Origin of the sequence: Streptomyces sp. CA-181903, assembly GCF_050937075.1 — a bacterium.
Lineage (GTDB): Bacteria > Actinomycetota > Actinomycetes > Streptomycetales > Streptomycetaceae > Streptomyces.
The window spans coordinates 853,886-873,228 of sequence record NZ_JBNJLY010000001.1 but is presented as its reverse complement, the minus strand read 5'-3'; the positions used below and the strand labels follow the sequence as shown (position 1 = coordinate 873,228).

The following is a 19,343-nucleotide window of genomic DNA, read 5'->3' as shown; positions in this document are numbered from 1 at the left end:
GGTGCCGAACGGGCCCCTTACCGGCCCCCGCGTGGCCCGGGGGCCCGCAGGGGGACCGCTGGCGGCACCCGCCACGCGTCGTACCGCACGGCCGCTCCTCCCGCCCGCCGCGCGCGGCCGGGGCGGAGCGGCCGTTCCGGCGTCCGGGACCGGGCGGGGAGGAGGCGGGGACGCGCCGGGTCGGGGGAACGCGCCTGGGCCCGGCGGGGTCGGGCCGGCGCCGGGAGAGGCCGGCCGCGCCGGGCCGGCTCCGGGGGGCCGTGCTCGCGGGGGAAGGGCGGTCGTGCCGCGCCGAGCGGGGTGGGGAGCCACGCCGCGCCAGGCTGGGGAAGGAGGTCGTACCCGGTTGGGACCGGGGAGGGGCGGGCCCGCGCCGGGGGAGGCCACCGGCCGTGCCGGGTGGGCCATGGCAGGAAGCCCGTGCCACGCCGGCCGGGAACGGAGCCGCGCCGCGCCGGGACGGAGAGGGTGGCCGCGCCCGTTCCCGACGCCGGGGCGGTCCGGCCCGTGGGCAGCCCGCCCGGTGCGTACGGCCGCCTTGCGCGGGCAGGCGGAGCGCCGCAAGGTCGAGACGAGGAGACCCGGCACCGCGCCGGTGCCGCCCCGGCCGTACGGGCGGACGGGGACGGGCCGCCCACGGGCCGGACCGCGCGGGGCGCCCGGTGCCGTCGCCGGGTCCCCCGAGCCGCCGCTGAGGAAGGACGCCCATGCCCATCGCCACGGTGAACCCCGCGACCGGTGAGACCCTGAAGACGTTCGAGGCCCTGGCCCCGGACGGGATCGAGCGGCGGGTGGCCGCCGCGGCCGCCGCGTTCCGGCACCACCGGACCCGGGACTTCGCCGAGCGGTCCCGGCTCCTCCGCCGCGCCGCCGACCTCCTGGAGGAGGACGGGGACGACATCGCCCGCACCATGACCGTCGAAATGGGCAAGCCGCTCGCGGCCGCCCGCGCGGAGGCGGCCAAGTGCGTGAAGGCCATGCGCTGGTACGCCGAGCACGCCGAGGCGCTGCTCGCCGACGAGCACCCGCCGGCCGACGCGGTCGCGGACTCGGGCGCGTCGGCCGTCCGCGTCCACCACCGCCCGCTGGGCCCCGTGCTGGCCGTCATGCCGTGGAACTTCCCGCTGTGGCAGGTGATCCGGTTCGCGGCCCCCGCGCTGATGGCCGGCAACGTCGGGCTGCTCAAGCACGCGTCCAACGTGCCGCAGACGGCCCTTTACCTGGAGGACCTCTTCCGCCGGGCCGGCTACCCCGAGGGCTGCTTCCAGACGCTGCTCATCGGCTCCGGCGCCGTCGAGTCCGTCCTGCGCGACCCCCGCGTCGCGGCCGCGACCCTCACCGGCAGCGAACCGGCGGGCCGCTCGGTCGCGTCCGTCGCGGGCGACGAGATCAAGAAGACGGTCCTGGAACTGGGCGGCAGCGACCCGTACGTGGTGATGCCCTCCGCCGACCTGGCCCGCGCCGTCCGGACGGCGGTGACGGCCCGGGTCCAGAACAACGGCCAGTCCTGCATCGCCGCGAAACGTTTTATCGTCCACACGGACGTCTACGAGACGTTCCTGGAGCGCTTCACCGCCCGCATGGACGGCCTGACCGTCGGCGACCCCCTGGACGAGGCCACCGACGTCGGCCCCCTCGCCACCGAGCAGGGCCGCGCCGACGTCGAGGAACTGGTCGACGACGCGGTACGGCGGGGCGCGGTGCCCCGCTGCGGCGGCGGCCGGCCCGCCCTGCCCGGGAAGCTGGCGGGCGGCTGGTTCTACGAGCCGACCGTGCTCAGCGACGTCACCCCGGAGATGCGGATCCACCGCGAGGAGGCGTTCGGCCCGGTCGCCACCGTCTACCGCGTCGCGGGCCTCGACGAGGCGGTGGAGGTCGCCAACGACTCCCCGTTCGGCCTGAGTTCCAACGTCTGGACCCGTGACGAGGACGAACAGCGGCGCTTCGTCCGCGACTTGGAGGCGGGAGGCGTCTTCTTCAACGGCATGACCGCCTCCCACCCGGCCTTCCCCTTCGGCGGCGTCAAGCGCTCCGGCTACGGCCGCGAGCTGTCGGGGCAGGGCATCCGCGAGTTCTGCAACGTCACCACGGTGTGGTACGGAGCCGAGCCCGGCACCGACGCCTGACCGCAGGGCGCGCTCAACACCCCCACCGCAGCGCGGGCGTCCGCACGGGCGCGTCCCACCACCGCAGCATCTCGTCGTCCACCTGACACAGCGTCACGGAGGCGCCGGCCATGTCCAGCGAGGTGACGTAGTTCCCTACGAGCGTCCGGGCCACCGGCACCCCGCGCTCGCGCAGCACACGGTGCACCTCCGCGGCGAAGCCGTACAGCTCCAGCAACGGCGTCCCACCCGCCCCGTTGACCAGCGCGAGCACCGGACCGGTGGGGTGGAGGTCGTCCAGCACCGCGTGCACGGCGTAGTCCGCGATCTCCCCGGACGTCATCATCGCCCGGCGCTCCCTCCCCGGCTCCCCGTGGATCCCGACTCCGAGCTCCAGTTCACCGGCCGGCAGGTCGAAGGTGGGACCGCCCTTGCTCGGCGTCGAACAGGCCGACAGCGCGACGCCGAAGCTCCGCGACGCCTCGTTCACCCGCCGGGCGACCGACTCGACCCGCCCCAGCGGCGCCCCCGCCTCCGCCACCGCCCCGGCGATCTTCTCCACGAACAGCGTGGCCCCCGTCCCCCGGCGGCCGGCCGTGTGCGTGCTGTCGGTCACCGCGACGTCGTCGCTGACGAGCACGCTGGCGACCTGGACCCCCTCGTCCTCGGCGAGTTCGGCGGCCATGTTGAAGTTCAGGACGTCACCGGTGTAGTTCTTTACGACGAACAACACGCCCGCCCCACTGTCCACGGCAGCCGCGGCCCGCACCATCTGATCGGGCACAGGGCTCGTGAAAATCTCCCCGGGACACGCGGCATCCAGCATCCCCACCCCCACGAACCCCCCATGCAACGGCTCATGCCCCGACCCACCCCCCGACACCAGCCCCACCTTCCCCGCCACCGGAGCATCCCGCCGCCGCACCACCCGCCCCTCGACATCCACCGCCAACTCGGGATGAACGGCGGCCATGCCCCGCAGGGCGTCGGGGACGACGGACTCGGGGACGTTGATGAGCATCTTCACAGGGGACTCCTTCGGTGACGGACGGTTAGGCCGCTGACCTGCATTTCCGCAGGTCAGGTGTAGTGACATGGGTAACCGATCTTGGCGGACTCCGGCGGTTGTTCGCGGTCTGTGGCGGTGCTGAGGCTGACCTAATGCTGACTTTCCTGATTGCTCGTCAGTTTCTGCGGCTTGTCACTGAGCGTAATAGACGCACGGTAGCCAAGAGTGACAGCAGGCGGAAGCCGACTGGGGTGGCTCGCACCGTATGTGCCGGCCGGCTGTGGCAGCCATCCGTTCTTCGACGGCCGGTCGGGCCACAGAATCTCGCCTCCGTCACAGAATCTCGACCAGTGCCGTTGCGGCTGAGGCCATGCGGTCGATTGGCGAGCGAGTACAGCACCGCGGCGGAGTTCGGGCACCTGGTCCGCGACCGGCTCGGGGCAGCGGTCGCGGATCAGGTCCTGTGGAGCGCACCGAGGCTGATCTGCGTCGCCGGCAATTTCACCCGCTACGACGTGCACGCCATCCGCGAGCACCGGCGCAGCATCGATCTGGTCCGCTATCGCTTCTTCGGCACCGACCACTTCGGACTGGAGACCGTCGCCTCCGTCGACCTCGTCCCCGCGTTCACCCGAGACGTCACGGCGCTCGGCCACCACGGGACCGGCGACCTGGAAGTGCAGCTGCGCACGGACCGGGACCTGGAGCGTGCTCCAGATCGCGGGCACGGGCGCCGGTCGAGTTCACGGCGCGTGCGTCGCCGCACCCTCCATCTCGGACCGAGCCGGTCCTCCGTCAGCTCCACCGGTTGCGAGGTGGTGAAAGATCGTCGGCTGGGGCAAGCCGGAGGCCGGGGTCAGCTTGTGTCAGCGTGTCGGTGGGGAGCGAGGCGGGCGGTTGAGGGCGGGGAGGTCGCCGCGTGTGAGTGGGACAGGACTCGCAGGACCGTCGTGGGCCTCAGGAGAACGGCGGGCGGCGCGCTGAGGGACATGACCTGGAAGAGGGGGCGTGAGATCCGCGGATCGTCGGCGGCGGCGGCGGTCAGGCGGCGCATGTAACCCTGGAGAAGGCGTCCGGACCGGTTCGGGCGCGGGCCCTCGGCCCCTGGGTGACGCATGTCCTCGCCGGTGGCGATGGCCCATGCCGTCCGTGCCGTGCGGGCAATCGCGCGCTGAACGGTGTGTGCCTCCGCCCGGAGCCGCGTCGCGGTTCTCACCGTGAGGGCGTCGGCGAGGGCGCGGACGCCGAGCGCCGCCACGGTGATGCCGTGGCCGTAGACCGGGTTGAGGCTACAGGCCGCGTCCCCGACGACAAGGAACCCGGCAGGCCAGTCGGTCATCCGCTCGTAGTGGACACGTGTGTTGGCAGTGTCCCGGAAGCCTGCCGTGGGGGTGAGGAACTCGGCGTGGCGCAGACGCTCGAACAGCAGCGGGCTGCGCAGGCGGCGGGCGTGGTCGAGGAAGCCGTCGTCGTGTACGGGAGGCGCCTCCGGGCCCACTCCGAGGAGGGTGACGACCCATCGGTCGGGCCCGACGGGGAGGCACGCGCCGGCCCGGCTGTCCCCGGGGCGGCCCTGCACGTAGAGGGGGGCGGCGTCGTGGTGCTCGGGTGCGGGCCGGAAGATGCGGGAGGCGTAGGCGAAGTGGGCGTCGCAACGGGAGACGGCCGGGGCGGGGCGTCCCAGGGCGGTCAGCCAGGAGGGGGCCTTGGAGGTGCGGCCGGTGGCGTCCACGACGAGTCCGGCCCGCAGTTCGGTCCTGGCCCGGGCGTCCGGGGCGTCCGGTGCCGGCCGGGGCCGGAGACGGACGCCTTCGACGGAGCCGTCCGCCGCGGGCAGCAGACCGGTGACCTCGTGCCGTTCGAGCAGGGTGATGCCCTCTTGGCGCAGGACCTGGTGCCGGATGCCCCACTCGATGGCTTCCCGGTGGGCGAACAGGGCGGGCACGCCGGGCATCGGCCCGAACCAGTCGGCCGGGCCGAGCCAGAGCACTTCACGGGGGACCTCCAGGACCCGTCCGCCCGCCCGGAGCCAGTCGTCCATGACGCCGGGGAGCAGCTCCGCGATGGCGTCCATGCCGGTCGACCAGAACGTGTGGAGGTGGCGGGACTGCGGCACTCCGGGGCGGTAGGCCGGTCCCTCCCTCGGCAGCCGGTCGCGGTCCACCACGGTGACCCGGGCGAACCGCCGCCTGAGGACGGCGGCGGCCAGCAGGCCGGCCAGGCCGGCTCCCAGCACCACGGCGTGGTCGCGGGTCTCCTCCGGTGGTTCTCGTCGGTCGCCCATGCTGTGTGGTTCCTCCTGACGGTCAGGTGTGCGGGCGTCGTCGGTCACGGCCGTCGTCGCGCGGGCGGCTCCGCGTGAGCCCGGGGTGTTCAGTCCGCGGGCCGGGGTGTGGTGTGCGGTGTGCCGGGGTGGGCCCGTAGCCGCAGGTGCAGGTTGCGGGGGCGGATGACGATGTCCTTGGCGAAACGGACCGGTGCGGTGCTCGCGGGTTCCAGGTGCCAGCGGCGGGTGAGTGCGGCGAGGGCCAGGGTGAGTTCGCCCACGCCGAGGGAGTCGCCGATGCATTTGCGGGCGCCCAGGCCGAAGGGGATGAAGGAGCCGGGGACGGGTTGCTCGGTCTGCGGGGACGTCCAGCGGCCTGGATCGAAGGTCTCGGGGCGGGGGTGCGCGGAGGGCAGGTGCTGGACGAGGTGCGCGCTGATGACGACGGTGTCCCCGCGGCGCAGGGGGTGGCCGCCCAGTTCGGTGTCACGGGTGACGGTCCGGGTCAGGAACCAGACGGGCGGGTAGTGGCGCAGGCTCTCGGTGACGACGTGCCCGGTGAGTTCCAGGTGAGGAAGGCTGGTGTGGGAGAGAAGCCCTGGGGGCAACGCGGCGGCCTCCGCGTGGACTTGGCGTTGGAGAGCGGCGTCTTGGGCAAGGTGGTGTGCGGCCCAGGCGAGGGCGTTGCCGGTGGTTTCCATGCCGGCGATGAAGAAGGTGATGACCTGGTCGCTGATCTCCCTGTCGGACAGGGCCGGCCTCTCCGTTCCGGCCTGGGTGAGCAGGGTCAGGAAGTCGCCGTGGTCGGTGGTCCGGGAGCGGTGTTCGGCGATGATCCGGCCGAGAGTGGAACGCAGGTGCCGTTGGGCGCGGGAGTACCGACGGTGGGCGGGCAGGGGCAGGCGGGTGTAGGCGGCGGGCAGAAGGGCGTGTGTGTTGATGCCGGCGGTGATGGCCCCCATGTCTTCCACCATGGTTTCGACGGTGGCGGCGTCGAGGGTGCCGTCGAAGAGGGTGGCGACGATGGCGCGGGCGGTGAGGGCCTGCGCCTGGGCGGCCATGTCGACGACTTGGCGCCCCTGCCACCGTGCGACGCCGTCCGTGATCTCGCGGGCCATGAGGTCGAGGTGGGCGGGCAGCCGGTCCTTGTGGAAGGCGGGCTGCAGCAGCCGGCGCTGCGGTCGGTGATCGGTGTGGGGGCAGCTCAGCAGGCCGTTGCCCATGACGTCGCGGATCCGGTCGTACAGCGGTCCGCCTTTGTCGAAGAGAGCGTCGTCGAGGAGGACCTGCCGGGTGAGGTTCGGGTCGCTGACGAGGGTCGCGGTCAGGGGGCCGAGGCGCAGGCGTGACAGCGGGCCGTGGGCGGGCGCGAGGGTGAGGAATTTCGCGGGGTTGTTCAGCAGGCGCAGGGCGTGCCCGACCACGGGCAGGGCGCCGGGCAATACGGGCGGGACGGAGCGGGCGGGGTGGGACTGGGCGGCGACAGGTGTGTGGGACACGGTTCTCCAGGCTGGGCTGTGAGGGGTAGCGGTGAGAGGCGCGCGCGGTCCGGGGTGCTTCAGGTGTTCCACCACCAGGCGGCCACGGGGGTGGTGAGGGGCTCGTCGAGGCGGGCGGTGCCGGAAGGCCGGGTGACGACGGCCGGCATGTCGACCCGGGGGGCGATGGTCTGGCCGGGGTCGTTGGGGTCGTTGTACCGGCCGCTGGTGAGATGCCAGTGCAGGCTTCCCGCCACCCAGGTCGTCAGGGCGCGTACGTACCGGGCGAGGTGGGGGGCGCTGTCGGCGATGGTGCGCTCGGCCAGTTGCTGCATGCGGCGCATGGCCCGGTCGTGCATCGACGCGGCGGTGAGCAGTGCCTGCTGCGGGGTGCAGGCGTGGTGCCGGGCGAGGACGGGCACCAGGTTCATCGCCTCGGGGAAGCCGAAGTACTGCTCGCGGAAGGCTTCCTTGTTGTAAGAGGTGATGTCGTTGTGCCAGGCGATGAGGGCGACGCTCAGGTCGTGCAAGGCGTGGACGCGCGGGTCGTGGTATTCCTCGGCTGTCAGGACGTAGTTCTGGGCGATCTCGATGAAGGCCAGAGCGGACAGGGCGGCGCTGCTGCTCTGCCACATCATGAGGTAGTCGTCCAGGCTCGCGGACCGGGGCTCCTGCCGGATGGCGGCTTCCCAGACCAGGCCGGAGAAGTAGGCGTCGACCTGGTCGACCCACCGGTACACCTGGGCGGGGGTGCCCTGCCGGGCGAGGTGGTTCCGGATGTCCAGCAGGGACGCCGCCCACTTGTCCTCGCGCATCAGCGGGGCCTCGGGGGTGTGGAGCATGCGGCTCATGCGGGCGAGGTAGGGAGCGAGGGAGTCGGGCGTGGTCCCGCCGAGTTTCTCGTCGCACAGGGCGTCGTCGAAGGCGAAGAGCCAGTTGCAGTAGTTGGTGGCGGCCTGGAGGGTGTCGGCGCAGCCGTCCGGGATGCCGAAGCCGACGAAGTCCCCGACGCGGGCCCGGCGGGTGTACTCCCGGTGGGTGTCGTCCTTGAAGAGGTCGAACCGCCGCATCCACAGGAGGCTCTCGGCGCCCACGGCCTCGGCGTGCGGGGAACGGCGTACGGGGAAAGGGCAGTACAGGGGCAGGACCGGAAGGGAGGTGTGGATGGTGGTCTTCATCGGCACTCCTTGAGGTCGGGCGGGTCATGCGGCGGGGCGGGCCCGAACGCGCCCGCCCCGTTCGGTTCGTTCAGCCCGTGGTGGCCTGCTGCATGGAGTCGGGGCCGGGGACGTGCGTACCGGGCCGTGTGGGGCGCGGGCGGCGGATCATCATCACGCACAGGGCCAGCGCCCACAGGGCGAATCCGACGTACGATCCGAAGCTGCCCCAGCCCCACGGGGTGAACGGGGTGTCGTCGGTGGTCAGGACGTTGAAGAAGTACGCGAAGTGCGCGACGGCCAGGACCTGGGAAGTCCGGCCGGTCCAGCGGGGCAGCGTGGAGTTCTTCAGGATCAGGCTGCCCGCGGCGTAGGAGAACAGGGCCAGGGGCAGGGACCCGGCGTAGCCGAAGGTGACGCACAGGTCGTAACTGAGGTGCAGGTAGGCGCTTTTGACGGCTTCCGGGCGCTCCGCGGCGACGGGCCCCAGGAGGTAGGCGGCGTTGGACATCATCCAGCAGACGCCGACGGACAGAGCCGAGGGGACGAGGAGTTCGCTCTCCAGTGGTGCGCGGCCGGGGCCGGTGAGCCACCGTTTGAGTCCGGCGGCGAACCAGATGAAGAGCAGGCCGAAGGCGATGTCGATCGTGTAGCCGGAAATGGAGGGGTTCTCGGCGAACCAGGTGCCGATGGCATCCGAGGAGTCGCTCCAGTAGGGGAAGGGGCGGCTCAGCGGGTTGCGGACGAAGGGGAGGGGGACGAGGAAGAGCGCCACCATGGCGATGCCGATCCAGCCGGCCGTTCGCGCCTCGCGGCGTTCGTCGTCAGAGGTGAGCATGGGTGTGCCTTTCCACTGGTCGCGGGCCGTGCCCGGACGGGGGCACGGCAGGCGGGTGAAGAGGGGCAGGGCGGGGCGGGCCCGGGTCAGCGCGGACCGGCCACGGAGGGATCGGGGGGTACGAGGCCCTTCCAGGGCAGATCACCCGACCCGGCCAGGGCCGTGAGGGCGTCGTCCACCCGCCGCAGCAGGTTCTCGGCGTAGGCGGGCGGGGCGTAGGCCGGGTCGAAGATGACGGCCAGGTCGAGGGCGTCGCCGTTCTCCCGGGCCAGCAGACCGAGGTCGCAGGGAAGTTGGAAGAGCTGTCCGGTGAAAGCGGCGTCGAGCTGGTCGGTGCGCTCGATGGCACAGCCGGACAGACGCAGACCCTGGACGGGGGCAGGAAGTCGTAGAAGACGAACTGCGAGGCGGCGAACAGCTCGCCGATGCGGGGGTGCGCCGCCGCGAGGGTGAGCAGGGAGGCGCTGTCGTGACGCAGGGCCTCCCGCAGGTCGTGGTCGGCGGCGCACAGGGCCTGGCGGGCCGTCAGGTCCGGTGCCCCGGGGGACGGTGACGTACGGGGACGGCCTGGGCGTACAGGCCGGCGGTGTGGGCGGTGCCCTCCGGCCGGGCCGCGCTGACGGCGAGCAGCAGGGTCTCGTCCTGTGCGGTGTCGGCGGCCACGACAGCGGTGAAGACCGCGTACAGGGCGCTGGCCGGGGTGAGACGCTCGGTGCGGGCCAGGGCGCGGAAGGCCGCGGTGACGGCGGGCGGGACACGGCGGGTGCGCAGCAGCGAGTCGTGCGGAACGGTGCTCGCGGCCGGACGGGCCGGCGGGACGAGCAAGGTGGGGCGAGCGCCGGTGAGCCGCTCCGCCCAGAAGGAAAGGTCCTCGGAACGAGGCTGTTCCGGTGCGTTGAGCGCACGGTAGTCGATGTCCGGCAGCCGTGGAACGCGCCCCGCGCGGACGTCGTCGTACAGGGCGGACAACTGCTGTTCGACGATGTTGAGGGAGCAGCCGTCGGAGGTCAGGTGGTGCAGGCGCAGGCCGAGCAGGTGGTCGTGCGGTCCCGCGGCGACGAGGGTGGCGGTGAAGACATGGCCGGCGGCCGGGTCGAGGGGGTCGGCGGCGTGCAGAGCGGCCAGGCGTTCCACGGGACCGGCAGGAGAGGCCGGGTCGATGACGTGGCGCAGTACACCGCCGCGGGCCGGCCGGACGAGCTGGTGGACTTGGCCGGGGTCGCCGTTCAGGTGCACTTCGGTGCGCAGTGCGGGCTGATGGCGTACCAGGTGGTCGACGGCCGCCGACAGCGCGTGGGTGTCGAGAGGTCCGCGGATGCGGTAGTGGCATTCCAGGGCGAAACGCGGTCCGTGGCTGGGCAGGTGCCCGCCCGCACGGTCGTCGTTGACCCGCAGGAACCGGTGGGTGGGGCCCGCGTCCAGCCGTACCCCGTCGGGGCCGGGGTCCAGGAGGCCGTCCCGCGCCGCGGCCCTGGAACCGGACAGCGCCGACGGGATGGACGTGGCGGCAGCGAGGTGGGAGGCCAGGCGGGCCGGGGTGGAGTGGTCGAGGACGGTACGGGCAGGTAGCCGGAGGCCGAGCGCGTCACCGATCCGCGCGGCGGCCCGTACCGCTGTCAGCGAGTCCCCGCCCAGCTCCACGAAGTCGTCGTCCAGGCCCACCTGGTCGAGTTCCAGGACGGACGCCAAGACCGCGGCGACGGTCTGCTCCACGGGCAGTACCGGCGCCCGGTAGGGGGTGGCCAGACCCGGGCGCCGGGTGGAGGGCACGGGGAGGGCCGCCCGGTCGAGCTTTCCGTTGGCGCCCGTCGGCAGGGCGGTCAAAAACAGGTACCGGTGGGGTCGTTCGGGCTCCGGAAGGTGCGCTTCCGCATGACGGCGCAATGCGGCGAGAAGGCTGTCGGACGCCTGGGCGAGGACGTGGCGGTGCAGGGGGGCGGAGAGGAGGTCGCCCTCACCGGGGGCCGGGGCCAGCGGATGGCGGCGGGCGCATCGCCGCCGGGGTCCGAGGGCGCGGGGCTTGCGGGGAGGAACATCACGTCGTAGGCGCCGTCGCGGTGGCCGGCCGCACGGGACAGGCGTACCGGCCGTCCCAGCGCGGCGGCCAGATCTTCCAGGTCGCCGGGATGGACGGCGCCGACCTCCGCCCGCGCGGACAGCCGGCGCAGGTCGGCGGCGGTGAGCGCGTCGTGCTCGGCGGAGGCGAGGGCGTCCCGTACCGCACAGGCACCGGCGGTGCGGCGATCGGGTACGCGCAGCAGGCCCACCGGGCCTGCTGCGGCCGCCAGCACGTCGCGCAGCGCGTCCATGGAGCCGGGCCAGGGCTGCCACTCGTCCACCTCGACGGGTGCGGTGGGCCGGCCGGCGGTGAGGACGGCGTCGAAGCGGAAGTCGTTCATCTCGTTGCGGGCGCGGCCCCGTCGCGGCCTGACCTCGGCGTGGGCCGCCCCGCAGCGGGTGAACCAGCGGGGATCGACCAGCAGGTGGGGGTCGAGGGCGACGCGGCGGCGCCACTGTACGCGCAGAACGTCGGCGCTCACGTCGTCGGCGGCGGCCGAGAGCACCACGGATGCGTGGAAGGCGTCCTGGAGAGTGCGGTCCTTCACGTCACCGAAGACGGCCCGGCCGCCGGGCGCGCACGCGGCCAGCGCCGCCGAGACGGTTCGCGCCAGGTGATCACCGCTGTGCAGGTAGGGCACGACGGAGTTGCACAGGACGAGATCCATACCGGTGTACTCGGCGGCGACCGTCACGTCCCCCTGCCGGAGTTCGACGTGGCGCAGCCCGCTGCCGGCCAGTCGGTCGCGCAGTGCGTCCAGTGACTCGGCGGAGGTGTCCACGCCCACGGCGCGCGACGCGGTCCCGGCAAGCCGCGTGATGATCATGCCGGTACCGCAGCCCAGGTCCAGCGCGGCGTCGGGCAGGCCCTGCTCGGTGGCCAGACGTACCGTGGCCCCGATCCATTCGTCCATCTCCGCGTCCGGCAGCGGCTTGCCGGTGTAGCTGCTGGTCCAGCCGCTGCGCTCGGCACGGAAGTCCAGGGTGCCGAAGAGCCGGTCCCACTCGTCGCGCAACTCCCGGGCAGCGCTGCGCTCGTCCCACCGCGGGACCACGTGGGCGATCAGACGGCCCTGATGAGCGCTCACCGCGACATCGCGGACCCCCCGCACCTGCCGCAGCACACGAGCGACGCCGTCCGGCTCGACCCGGAATCCGCGCACCTTCACCTGGGCGTCGGTGCGGCCCAGCAGCTCCAGCCTGCCGTGCTCGTCGAAGCGGCCCAGGTCACCGGTGCGGTACATACGCTGCCGCGGGTCCAGCGGGTGCGCGACGAACCGGGCCGCGGTCAGCTCGGTGTCCCCGTGATACCCCTCCGCCAGACCGGCACCGGTCACGCACACCTCGCCCTTCTCGCCGTCCGGGACGGGCCGGCCGTCCGCACCGACGACGAGCACCGGCGTGCCCGGCAGTGCCGTGCCGACCGTGACCGGGTCCCCGGGGCGCAGTACGGCCGCGGTGCACCACACGGCCGCCTCGGTGGGCCCGTAGGCGTTGACGAGCCGCACACCCGGCATCCTTCGGTGGTGCTCGGCGGCCAGCTCGCTGGGGCAGGGTTCTCCCGCGACCAGGATCTGCCGCAGATCCGGTGAGGGTCCCTCCAGGGACGGCAGCAACGCGCCGTACAAGGAAGGAGTGAGTACGGTGTGGCTGACCGGTCCCCGCGACAGGTGCCCGGCGAGTTCCTGGAGGGCACGCCGCGGGTCGGGGGAGGTCAGCAGCACCTGCCCGCCCGACAGCAGCGTCCACCAGATTCCCGGCAGGGACGCGTCCGTCGTCATCGGCGACACGGCCGCCATGCACCGCACCGGTTCGGGGAACACGTCCGCGTAGGCCCGCATGGTGTGCGCGATCGCACGGTGGCCGACCGCGACCGGCTTGGGCCGGCCCGACGTGCCGGAGGTGTGAATGATGTAGGCCACCGCCTCCGGCGCGGGACCGGTCACCTCCGGGCCGTCCGGACAAGCGTCGACGCTCCGCCGGACCTCCCGGTCGTCCAGGTCGATCCTGCCGATGCCGTCGGGCAGACGCTGCCCGGACAGCCCGAGCACCCACCGCGCCCCCACCCCGCCGATCAGGTCCCGGAGCCTGCCCGGTGGATCATCGGCGGATACGGGCACGTACACCGCTCCCACCGCGAACACCGCCGACTGCGCCACCACCGCCCTCACCCCTCGCGGTGCCGCGCACACCACCGGATCGCCCGGCCCGACACCGCACGTGCGCAGATACCGGGCCCACCGGCGGGCTTCGTCGGCCAACTGCCCGTAGTCCAGGCTCTCCGCGGAGTCGGACACCGCCGTCGCCGCCGGCCGCTGGGCCGCCCGGGCGCACAGGAGATCCCACAATGTGGCACCGGCCGTGGCGCCCGCGCGTACCGTGTCGCCTTGGCGCACATCGGCAATGTCCGTCACATTTCCTCCCGGGAAACAGAAACCCGCGCATCACCAAAAGTGGTGGAGATCAATTTGGGCATGCGAAATTCAGGCAGCCGATCTGTGCGGTGGAACCAGGCCGCAGACTTTTCGATCCACGCTGCCGCAGTCTTTTCCTTCTTGCGATGGCTCGTTGCCGGGTGATCCCGGAAGAGCTGTTCCCGCAGCGCGTGCCGGGGCACCTGAAACCCCCGACAGCGGACCCGGTCCATGCAGTTACCGGTGGGCGCTCTCGGTGCGGACGGAATGCGAACACCCACCGGTCCCCGGCACCGCCCCCTCGACGGGTGCGGATGAGCGGAGAGGCCGGCCAAGCGGTCAGGCCGGGCTGCCGAGGAAGTTACTTCCCGGCTCGGTCAGGTCGTCGCTGAGCAGATACTGCGCCCAGCCTTCATGGAACTCGGCCCGGGAGATCCGGCCGTCGCCGTTGGTGTCCAGGCTGTCGCATGTCGCCCGGGCTTCCTCGGCGGTGGACCCCAGGGCCTCCAGGTAGCGCTGGAAGTCGGCCACCGGGACGAAACCGTCGTCGTCCCCGTCAATGGAGGAGAACTCCGTGTCCAGTACCGCCCGGCAGCCCTCTACGACCTGCTCCCGCCGGCCCAGCGTCCGGGACATGGCCGCCTTGAACTCCTCGCGCGTGATGACCCCGTCTCCGTCGGCGTCGGCCGCCGCCGTGAGCCGGCCCCAAGCCTCCCGATAGGCGGTGAAGAGTGCGTCGGCCTGGGCGGAGCCCTCGGTGACGTACCCCGCACGGATCACGTCCTGGCCCATGCGCTCGCAATCGGCGTATTCCAGGACACCGTTTCCGTCCGCGTCGAGGCGGTCAAAAATCAGATCATACTTCCGCTCGATTGGTGCTGTGGTCATGTCGGCACTCCTTCGCGTGTTGCCGGACGACTCCATATCTGCGCCGCCTGGCACCGTCCTAATGACGAGCCCGCGGGCGTTACTCCAAAAGAGGGACGCCTTCGTTAGGCCAAGCGGGTCGAGATGCGATGAATTGGCAGGGGGCGACCCGGACCTGGCGTGCCATCGGGTAAAATGCGCGTCCTTGTAGACGGAGCTGCTGTCGGTGGAGCTCAATCGAGTGGCTGGCACAACTCGCCGCGTTGCTCCTCGCAGCAGTCACAGCCGCCTCTCCTGTCTAAGGGGAGTTAACAGAATGCCTGAACGCGTCTGAAGGCGACCACGCAGCAGGCGAGTTTGAGGAAGGCCTCGTGGATGTCGTCACGGATCTCCCAGCGGATGCGAAGGCGGCGGAAGCCGTGGATCCAGGCATTTGTGCGCTCGACAACCCAGCGGACGACGCCCGGTCCGGAGCCGTGGGGGACTCCACGGCGTGCGATAACCGGCTTGATGCCCCGCTTCCACAGCAGTCTGCGGTACTTGTCGAAGTCGTAGCCCTGGTCGGCGAACAGCTGCCGGGGCCGGTGACGGGGCCGCCCGGTACGTCCCCTGATACGCGGGACCGCGTCGAGCAGGGGTATCAGCTGGGTGACGTCATGCCGGTTGCCCCCGGTAAGGGTGATGGCCAATGGGGTGCCGTGCGCGTCGGTGATTACGTGGTGCTTGGAGCCCGGCCGGGCACGGTCGACCGGGCTCGGCCCGGTTTTGGGCCGCCTCGCAAGGGCCCTGCGGTGCGAGCCGTCGATCACTGCCCTCGACCAGTCCAGCTTCCCGGCCCGGTGCAGCTCGGTCAGCAGCAACTGGTGGAGCCCGTCCCAGACCCCGGCTTCGTTCCAGTCCCGCAGCCGGCGCCAGCAGGTCATTCCCGAGCCGAAGCCCAGCTCCTGGGGGAGCCATTCCCACTGGATCCCGGTGTGCAGCACGAACAGGATCCCCTGCACGCACCTGCGATCGTCGAGCGGGGGGCGCCCAGGATGGCTCGGTCGACGTCGACGTGTCGGCAACAACGGCGCAACCCGTTCCCACAGGTCATCCGACATCAGCCACGGCGGTCCGCTGATGCGCCGGGACGGCTAACTCGAACTCGCGGTGGTTCAGGGCGTCGATGTCCCGCAATTGCAGCCGCAGCCCGCGGGTACGGATCCTGTTCCACTCGGTGATCGAGTCGCAGATGTCGACACCGGACGTCTGGGACGGTTGGCGTGAGCTCCGGCCGGCCGCACTGGCCGACGCGCCGTACGCCTTCGCGACGGCGCTCGTGGACTGGCAGGGTGACGGCGACCGCGAGGTGCGGTGGCGCGCTCGGCTGAGTATCCCTGATTCGTACCATGTGCCGGCCAAGCTCGGCGGAAGGCCGGTGGGGATGGTCAGCGGTGTCCTGGAGGCGGGGGACGGCGCTGTTGAACTGATTTCCCTGTGGGTCAGAGAGGAGGCCCGGGGGCAGGGTGTGGGGGACCACCTCGTCGAGGCCGTCGTGCGGTGGGCGGTACGGAGAGACGCGGCGACCGTGCGGCTCACGGTCGCTCCCGGCAACGGGCACGCGGTCGCGCTGTACCGGCGCCATGGTTTCGAAGAAACCGGGCCGTCCGGTGACCGGATGCCCGAGGGGCGGCAAGAGCGCCTGTGGGTGAAGCGGCTTGACGCCGACTGACCCCTGCCACCCCGGCCAAGCCGGGGCGGCAGGGGTTGGGAACCTGTTTCGCCAGTCGAGCTTGCAGGCTTCCGAGGCAGGTTGCTCCTCGGCCAGGAAAACGGTCTGAGCCATCTTCTTGTAGCCGCGCGTGCGGGTGAACTCGCAGGGCGGGACCGCGCGTTCCATTCGGATGATGACTCCGGCGGTGCCCGCCCGCCTGATCGCGACGGGGCCGGGCACCGCCGGGCACATGATGAAGAGGGCGACCAGGCGAGTGGCGCACGCCGCTGTCGCAGAAGACGTTGACGGCCGGCCGCCTTTCGGGCAGCACCACCGTCATGCCGCGCACAGCGCCAGGGTGAGAGTGACGTGGTCGTCGGTGCGCTCGGTCCCGGCCTCCCGCCACACGAGCCGGCCGAACCCGCGGCTCCCTCCGGGCACCATCTGGCACAGCACCCGCACCGGCGACCTCATGAAGCAAGAGGTCGCCGGGAAGCGCCGGGAACTCGCAGGGGGACGACGCTGTCGGGCCACTCGGAAGATCCTGAAGGACCGGGCGCGCCTCGTCGGCCCGTGCCGGCGCCGGCCCGTTGGTGGTGCGCCTGTCCACGGGCCGGGTGGGTCGGCCGTCCGGACAGGCGCGGGGTGTGGTTCAGGCGTTCCGGAGGAAGGGGTAGTCGGTGTAGCCCTCGGGGCCGGGTGTGTAGAACAGGGCCGGGCGCGGTGCGTTCTCCGGGTGCCGGCCCTGCCAGCGTTCGACCAGGTCGGGGTTGGCGATGAGCGGGCGGCCCACGGCCACGGCGTCGGCGTGCGAGGCTTCGATCAGCCGGACCGCTTCCGCGCGGGTGGTGATGGTGCCGAAGCCGTTATTGGCGATCAGCTTGCCGCCGAAGCGCCGGCGCAGTTCCTGGACCAGTTCGCCGGCGGGTTCCTTGTGCAGGACGGACAGGTAGGCCAGGCCCAGCGGGCGGAGCCGGTCGAGGAGGGCGCCGTAGGTGGCCAGGACGTCGTCGCGGTCGTTTTCGTAGGCGTCCTGGATGTTGTGCTCGGGGGAGATGCGCAGTCCGACCCGCCCGGGGCCCACGGCCTCGGCGACCGCTGTGACGACCTCGGCGACGAACCGTGCCCGGTTCTCGGGCGAGCCGCCGTAGTGGTCGGTGCGCCGGTTGGAGGCCGGGGAGAGGAACTCGTGGAGGAGGTAGCCGTTGGCGCCGTGGATCTCCACGCCGTCCATGCCGGCCTCGATCGCCCGGCGGGCCGCGGTGACGAAGTCCTCCAGGGCCCCGCGCGCCTCTTCTTCGGTCATGGCCTGCGGGAGGGGGTAGGGCTGCTTGCCCTTGTACGTGTGGGCCTCGGCGTCGATGGCGATCGCGCTGGGTGCCAGCACCCGGCGGCCCCCGTTGAGGTCGGGGTGGCCGGCGCGGCCGCCGTGCATGATCTGCATGACGATGCGGCCGCCGCGGGCGTGCACGGCCTCGGCGACCCGCCGCCAGCCGGCCACCTGCTCGTCGGTGACCACGCCCGGCTGTCCGACGAACGCCTGGGACTCGTGGCTGGGGTAGGTGCCCTCGGTGATGATCAGCCCGGCGCTCGCGCGCTGCCGGTAGTACTCCGCCAGCAGCTCGCCGGGGATGCCGGAGGTGCCGGAGCGGGAGCGGGTCAGGGGCGCCATGACGACGCGGTTGGCGAGCTCGATGTCCCCGAGGGTGACCGGCGCGAATATGGAGGAACCGGTGGAAACCGGAGAAGACGTGACAGACATTGCTACCTACTGCGAAAAGGGGGTGTAGCGGGATATGAGCGTTCCCGCTGTGCCACCGTAACGCATGTACGCAGCTTTGCGAACATGCGAGGGGGTGGGGCGGTATCCTGGCGCCATGGCCAGCCGCACCTCCTCCCCGCTCGTCCACCCCGACGAGGAAGACCTCGATCTGTTCAAGATCATGAGCGCGCTGGCCGACCCCGTCCGGCTCGGCGTCGTGGTGACCCTCTCCTCCAGCCCGGGTCTGGCCTGCAGTGGCTTCTACCAGGAAATCCACAAATCGTCCCTCACCCGCCACCTGCGCATCCTGCGCGAGGCCGGCCTGATCAGGCAGCACGACATCGGCACCCGCCGCATGAACACCCTGCGCAAGGAAGAACTCGACCGCCGCTTCCCCGGCCTGCTCGACCTGGTCGTCAAGGAAGCCGCCGACCGCGACCTCCCCGTCCCGGGCGCCGGCAACGCCTGAGCCCTCCGCAAGGGGGCGCGTCTGGTCGCGGGGCTGCTTGCGGTCCGCCGACGGCAGGCGCACCCCAGTGCTCGCCGTGGCCGTCGACATGGACGGCAGCTCCCGACCGCGCTTGCCTGCAGCCCCGGCCGATGCCGCTGCCTGGCCGCCACGTCTCACCGGAGGGCGGCCGACGGAAGCGGAAGGGCGGGGTCGGCCCCGCGGCGGACCCCGGTGTGAGTAGTCGGGGCCGTCTCAGGGCTGGGTCGGGGTGCCGTCCTTTGTCTCCGGCATCGCCACGCCGGCTTCGAGGGCGGCCGGGCCCCAGGGGCGTTCGAGGGTCTGGCGCAGGGTGGTGAGGGAGGGCGGGCCGAGGCGTCTGCCGAGTTCGTCCTCGAGTCGGGCGATCAGGGTGCGGGCGAGGTGGTGCACGCGTCGGCCTTCGGCGGTCATGACGATGATGCGGCGGCGGGCGGACGCGGGGTCGGGGGTTTGTTCGAGCAGGCCCATGCCGATGAGGGCGTGGACGGCCTGGTGGGCGCTTTGACGTGCGACGTTCATCCAGCGGGCCAGGTCCGAGACGGTGGCGCCGTCGGGCGGCAGGTGAGCGAAGACGTTTTGCTGGCCGAGGGTGATGGGCCGCTCTCCCGCGTCCGCCATGGCGTCGGCGAGCGCGGTGTCGAACCAGTTCCTGGCGTCGGCGAGGAGCTGGGGGAGGTTGCGGTCGGAACTCATGAGGAATCCTTGGGGGAGTCGCCGGCTGCCGGCTGAGAGCCGCCGAGGTGCCGGGTGGCGAGGGTGATGCCGGCGCCCCGGGCCCGGAAGGCGGTGGGCGTGGTGCCGGTGCGGCTGCGGAAGAAAGCGTTGAAGGCGGTGGCGTGGTGGAAGCCGACGCGTTCGCCGATGACGGCGGGGGGCGGGTTCGTGTGGGCGAGGAGGTGTTCGGCCTCCAGCAGGGCACGGTCGTCGACGAAGCGTTTGGCTCCGCAGCCGGTGGCTGCCCGGGTCCGCGAACTGCTGACCGTCGCCACCGGGCCCTGCACTGTTCCGTCGACTTCAGCACCTTCGACCTCACTCCCGGCTGCCGGCTGTGGGCGCGTCCAGGGCGCACGCAAGAAGAAGCCGTATGCCCGAGCAGGCGATGTGTCCCCGCTGCGCCCACCCCATGATCGCGCAGTTGTCCGCCTCTCCCGCCCCGGGGCGTAAGGCGTCTCGCAGTGCGAGCAGTGCCTGTACTGCCGACGCACC

Annotated in this window: 18 protein-coding genes and 1 pseudogene; 4 read left to right on the top strand and 15 right to left on the bottom strand. The window is 72.1% G+C overall.

What is annotated here, in order from left to right; translation table 11 throughout:
- Positions 1-707: 707 nt before the first annotated feature.
- On the top strand, positions 708-2,126 hold the full coding sequence (locus ACQEVS_RS03675) for an NADP-dependent succinic semialdehyde dehydrogenase (RefSeq protein WP_433015127.1): 1,419 nt from the start codon (positions 708-710) through the stop codon (positions 2,124-2,126).
- A 13-nt stretch (positions 2,127-2,139) separates the two neighbouring features.
- On the opposite strand, the gene dhaK is transcribed toward ACQEVS_RS03675, so the two are convergent.
- The gene (gene dhaK / locus ACQEVS_RS03670; RefSeq protein WP_433015124.1) at positions 2,140-3,132 is read right to left on the bottom strand and encodes a dihydroxyacetone kinase subunit DhaK; all 993 of its coding nucleotides are present in this window, start codon (positions 3,130-3,132) and stop codon (positions 2,140-2,142) included.
- Positions 3,133-3,518: 386 nt separating this feature from the next.
- On the opposite strand from dhaK, the pseudogene ACQEVS_RS03665 reads away from it, so the two are divergent.
- A pseudogene (locus ACQEVS_RS03665) lies at positions 3,519-3,833 on the top strand (hypothetical protein); the annotation flags it as partial.
- A 137-nt stretch (positions 3,834-3,970) separates the two neighbouring features.
- On the opposite strand, the gene ACQEVS_RS03660 reads toward ACQEVS_RS03665, so the two are convergent.
- The 10 genes from ACQEVS_RS03660 to ACQEVS_RS03615 form a co-directional block, all read right to left on the bottom strand.
- Positions 3,971-5,398 carry an NAD(P)/FAD-dependent oxidoreductase gene (locus tag ACQEVS_RS03660; protein WP_433015121.1) on the bottom strand — a complete coding sequence of 476 codons (1,428 nt, stop codon included), beginning with the start codon at positions 5,396-5,398 and terminating at the stop codon, positions 3,971-3,973.
- A gap of 89 nt (positions 5,399-5,487) precedes the next feature.
- Positions 5,488-6,879 carry a cytochrome P450 gene (locus tag ACQEVS_RS03655; RefSeq protein WP_433015118.1) on the bottom strand — a complete coding sequence of 464 codons (1,392 nt, stop codon included), beginning with the start codon at positions 6,877-6,879 and terminating at the stop codon, positions 5,488-5,490.
- A gap of 59 nt (positions 6,880-6,938) precedes the next feature.
- A complete protein-coding gene (locus ACQEVS_RS03650) occupies positions 6,939-8,036 on the bottom strand; it encodes a terpene synthase family protein (protein ID WP_433015115.1) in 1,098 nt (365 codons plus the stop codon).
- A gap of 70 nt (positions 8,037-8,106) precedes the next feature.
- A complete protein-coding gene (locus tag ACQEVS_RS03645; protein ID WP_433015112.1) occupies positions 8,107-8,853 on the bottom strand; it encodes a hypothetical protein in 747 nt (248 codons plus the stop codon).
- A gap of 86 nt (positions 8,854-8,939) precedes the next feature.
- On the bottom strand, positions 8,940-9,362 hold the full coding sequence (locus ACQEVS_RS03640; RefSeq protein ID WP_433015109.1) for a hypothetical protein: 423 nt from the start codon (positions 9,360-9,362) through the stop codon (positions 8,940-8,942).
- A gap of 16 nt (positions 9,363-9,378) precedes the next feature.
- Positions 9,379-10,677 (bottom strand): condensation domain-containing protein, encoded by a 1,299-nt coding sequence (locus tag ACQEVS_RS03635; protein ID WP_433015106.1) that lies wholly within the window; start codon positions 10,675-10,677, stop codon positions 9,379-9,381.
- Positions 10,674-13,325, bottom strand: coding sequence for an amino acid adenylation domain-containing protein (locus ACQEVS_RS03630; RefSeq protein ID WP_433015103.1), 2,652 nt, complete (start codon positions 13,323-13,325; stop codon positions 10,674-10,676). Before ACQEVS_RS03630 ends, ACQEVS_RS03635 begins: the two co-directional genes overlap by 4 nt.
- Positions 13,322-13,558: a hypothetical protein gene (locus ACQEVS_RS03625; protein WP_433015100.1), complete on the bottom strand. Its 237-nt coding sequence runs from the start codon at positions 13,556-13,558 to the stop codon at positions 13,322-13,324. The genes ACQEVS_RS03630 and ACQEVS_RS03625 overlap by 4 nt, the downstream gene beginning before the upstream one ends.
- Positions 13,559-13,664: 106 nt before the next feature.
- Positions 13,665-14,213 (bottom strand): EF-hand domain-containing protein, encoded by a 549-nt coding sequence (locus ACQEVS_RS03620; protein WP_433015097.1) that lies wholly within the window; start codon positions 14,211-14,213, stop codon positions 13,665-13,667.
- A 287-nt stretch (positions 14,214-14,500) separates the two neighbouring features.
- Positions 14,501-15,292 (bottom strand): IS5 family transposase, encoded by a 792-nt coding sequence (locus ACQEVS_RS03615; RefSeq protein WP_433015094.1) that lies wholly within the window; start codon positions 15,290-15,292, stop codon positions 14,501-14,503.
- A 116-nt stretch (positions 15,293-15,408) separates the two neighbouring features.
- Between ACQEVS_RS03615 and ACQEVS_RS03610 the strand changes: the two genes are divergently transcribed.
- Complete coding sequence (locus ACQEVS_RS03610) at positions 15,409-15,903, top strand: GNAT family N-acetyltransferase (protein WP_433015091.1); 495 nt, start codon at positions 15,409-15,411, stop codon at positions 15,901-15,903.
- A gap of 318 nt (positions 15,904-16,221) precedes the next feature.
- Here ACQEVS_RS03610 and ACQEVS_RS03605 read toward each other — a convergent pair whose 3' ends face one another.
- Entirely contained in the window at positions 16,222-16,359 is a 138-nt protein-coding gene (locus ACQEVS_RS03605; protein WP_433015088.1) for a hypothetical protein, read from the bottom strand.
- A gap of 178 nt (positions 16,360-16,537) precedes the next feature.
- Positions 16,538-17,647 (bottom strand): alkene reductase, encoded by a 1,110-nt coding sequence (locus tag ACQEVS_RS03600; protein ID WP_433015085.1) that lies wholly within the window; start codon positions 17,645-17,647, stop codon positions 16,538-16,540.
- Between the two features lie 115 nt (positions 17,648-17,762).
- On the opposite strand from ACQEVS_RS03600, the gene ACQEVS_RS03595 reads away from it, so the two are divergent.
- A complete protein-coding gene (locus ACQEVS_RS03595; RefSeq protein WP_433015082.1) occupies positions 17,763-18,116 on the top strand; it encodes an ArsR/SmtB family transcription factor in 354 nt (117 codons plus the stop codon).
- A 234-nt stretch (positions 18,117-18,350) separates the two neighbouring features.
- Here the strand turns inward: ACQEVS_RS03595 and ACQEVS_RS03590 are convergent, their stop codons facing one another.
- Together ACQEVS_RS03590 and ACQEVS_RS03585 are read right to left on the bottom strand one after the other, a co-directional pair.
- Positions 18,351-18,830, bottom strand: coding sequence for a MarR family winged helix-turn-helix transcriptional regulator (locus ACQEVS_RS03590; protein ID WP_433015079.1), 480 nt, complete (start codon positions 18,828-18,830; stop codon positions 18,351-18,353).
- Positions 18,827-19,126 (bottom strand): helix-turn-helix domain-containing protein, encoded by a 300-nt coding sequence (locus ACQEVS_RS03585; protein ID WP_433015076.1) that lies wholly within the window; start codon positions 19,124-19,126, stop codon positions 18,827-18,829. The genes ACQEVS_RS03590 and ACQEVS_RS03585 overlap by 4 nt, the downstream gene beginning before the upstream one ends.
- Between the last annotated feature and the right edge of the window lie 217 nt (positions 19,127-19,343).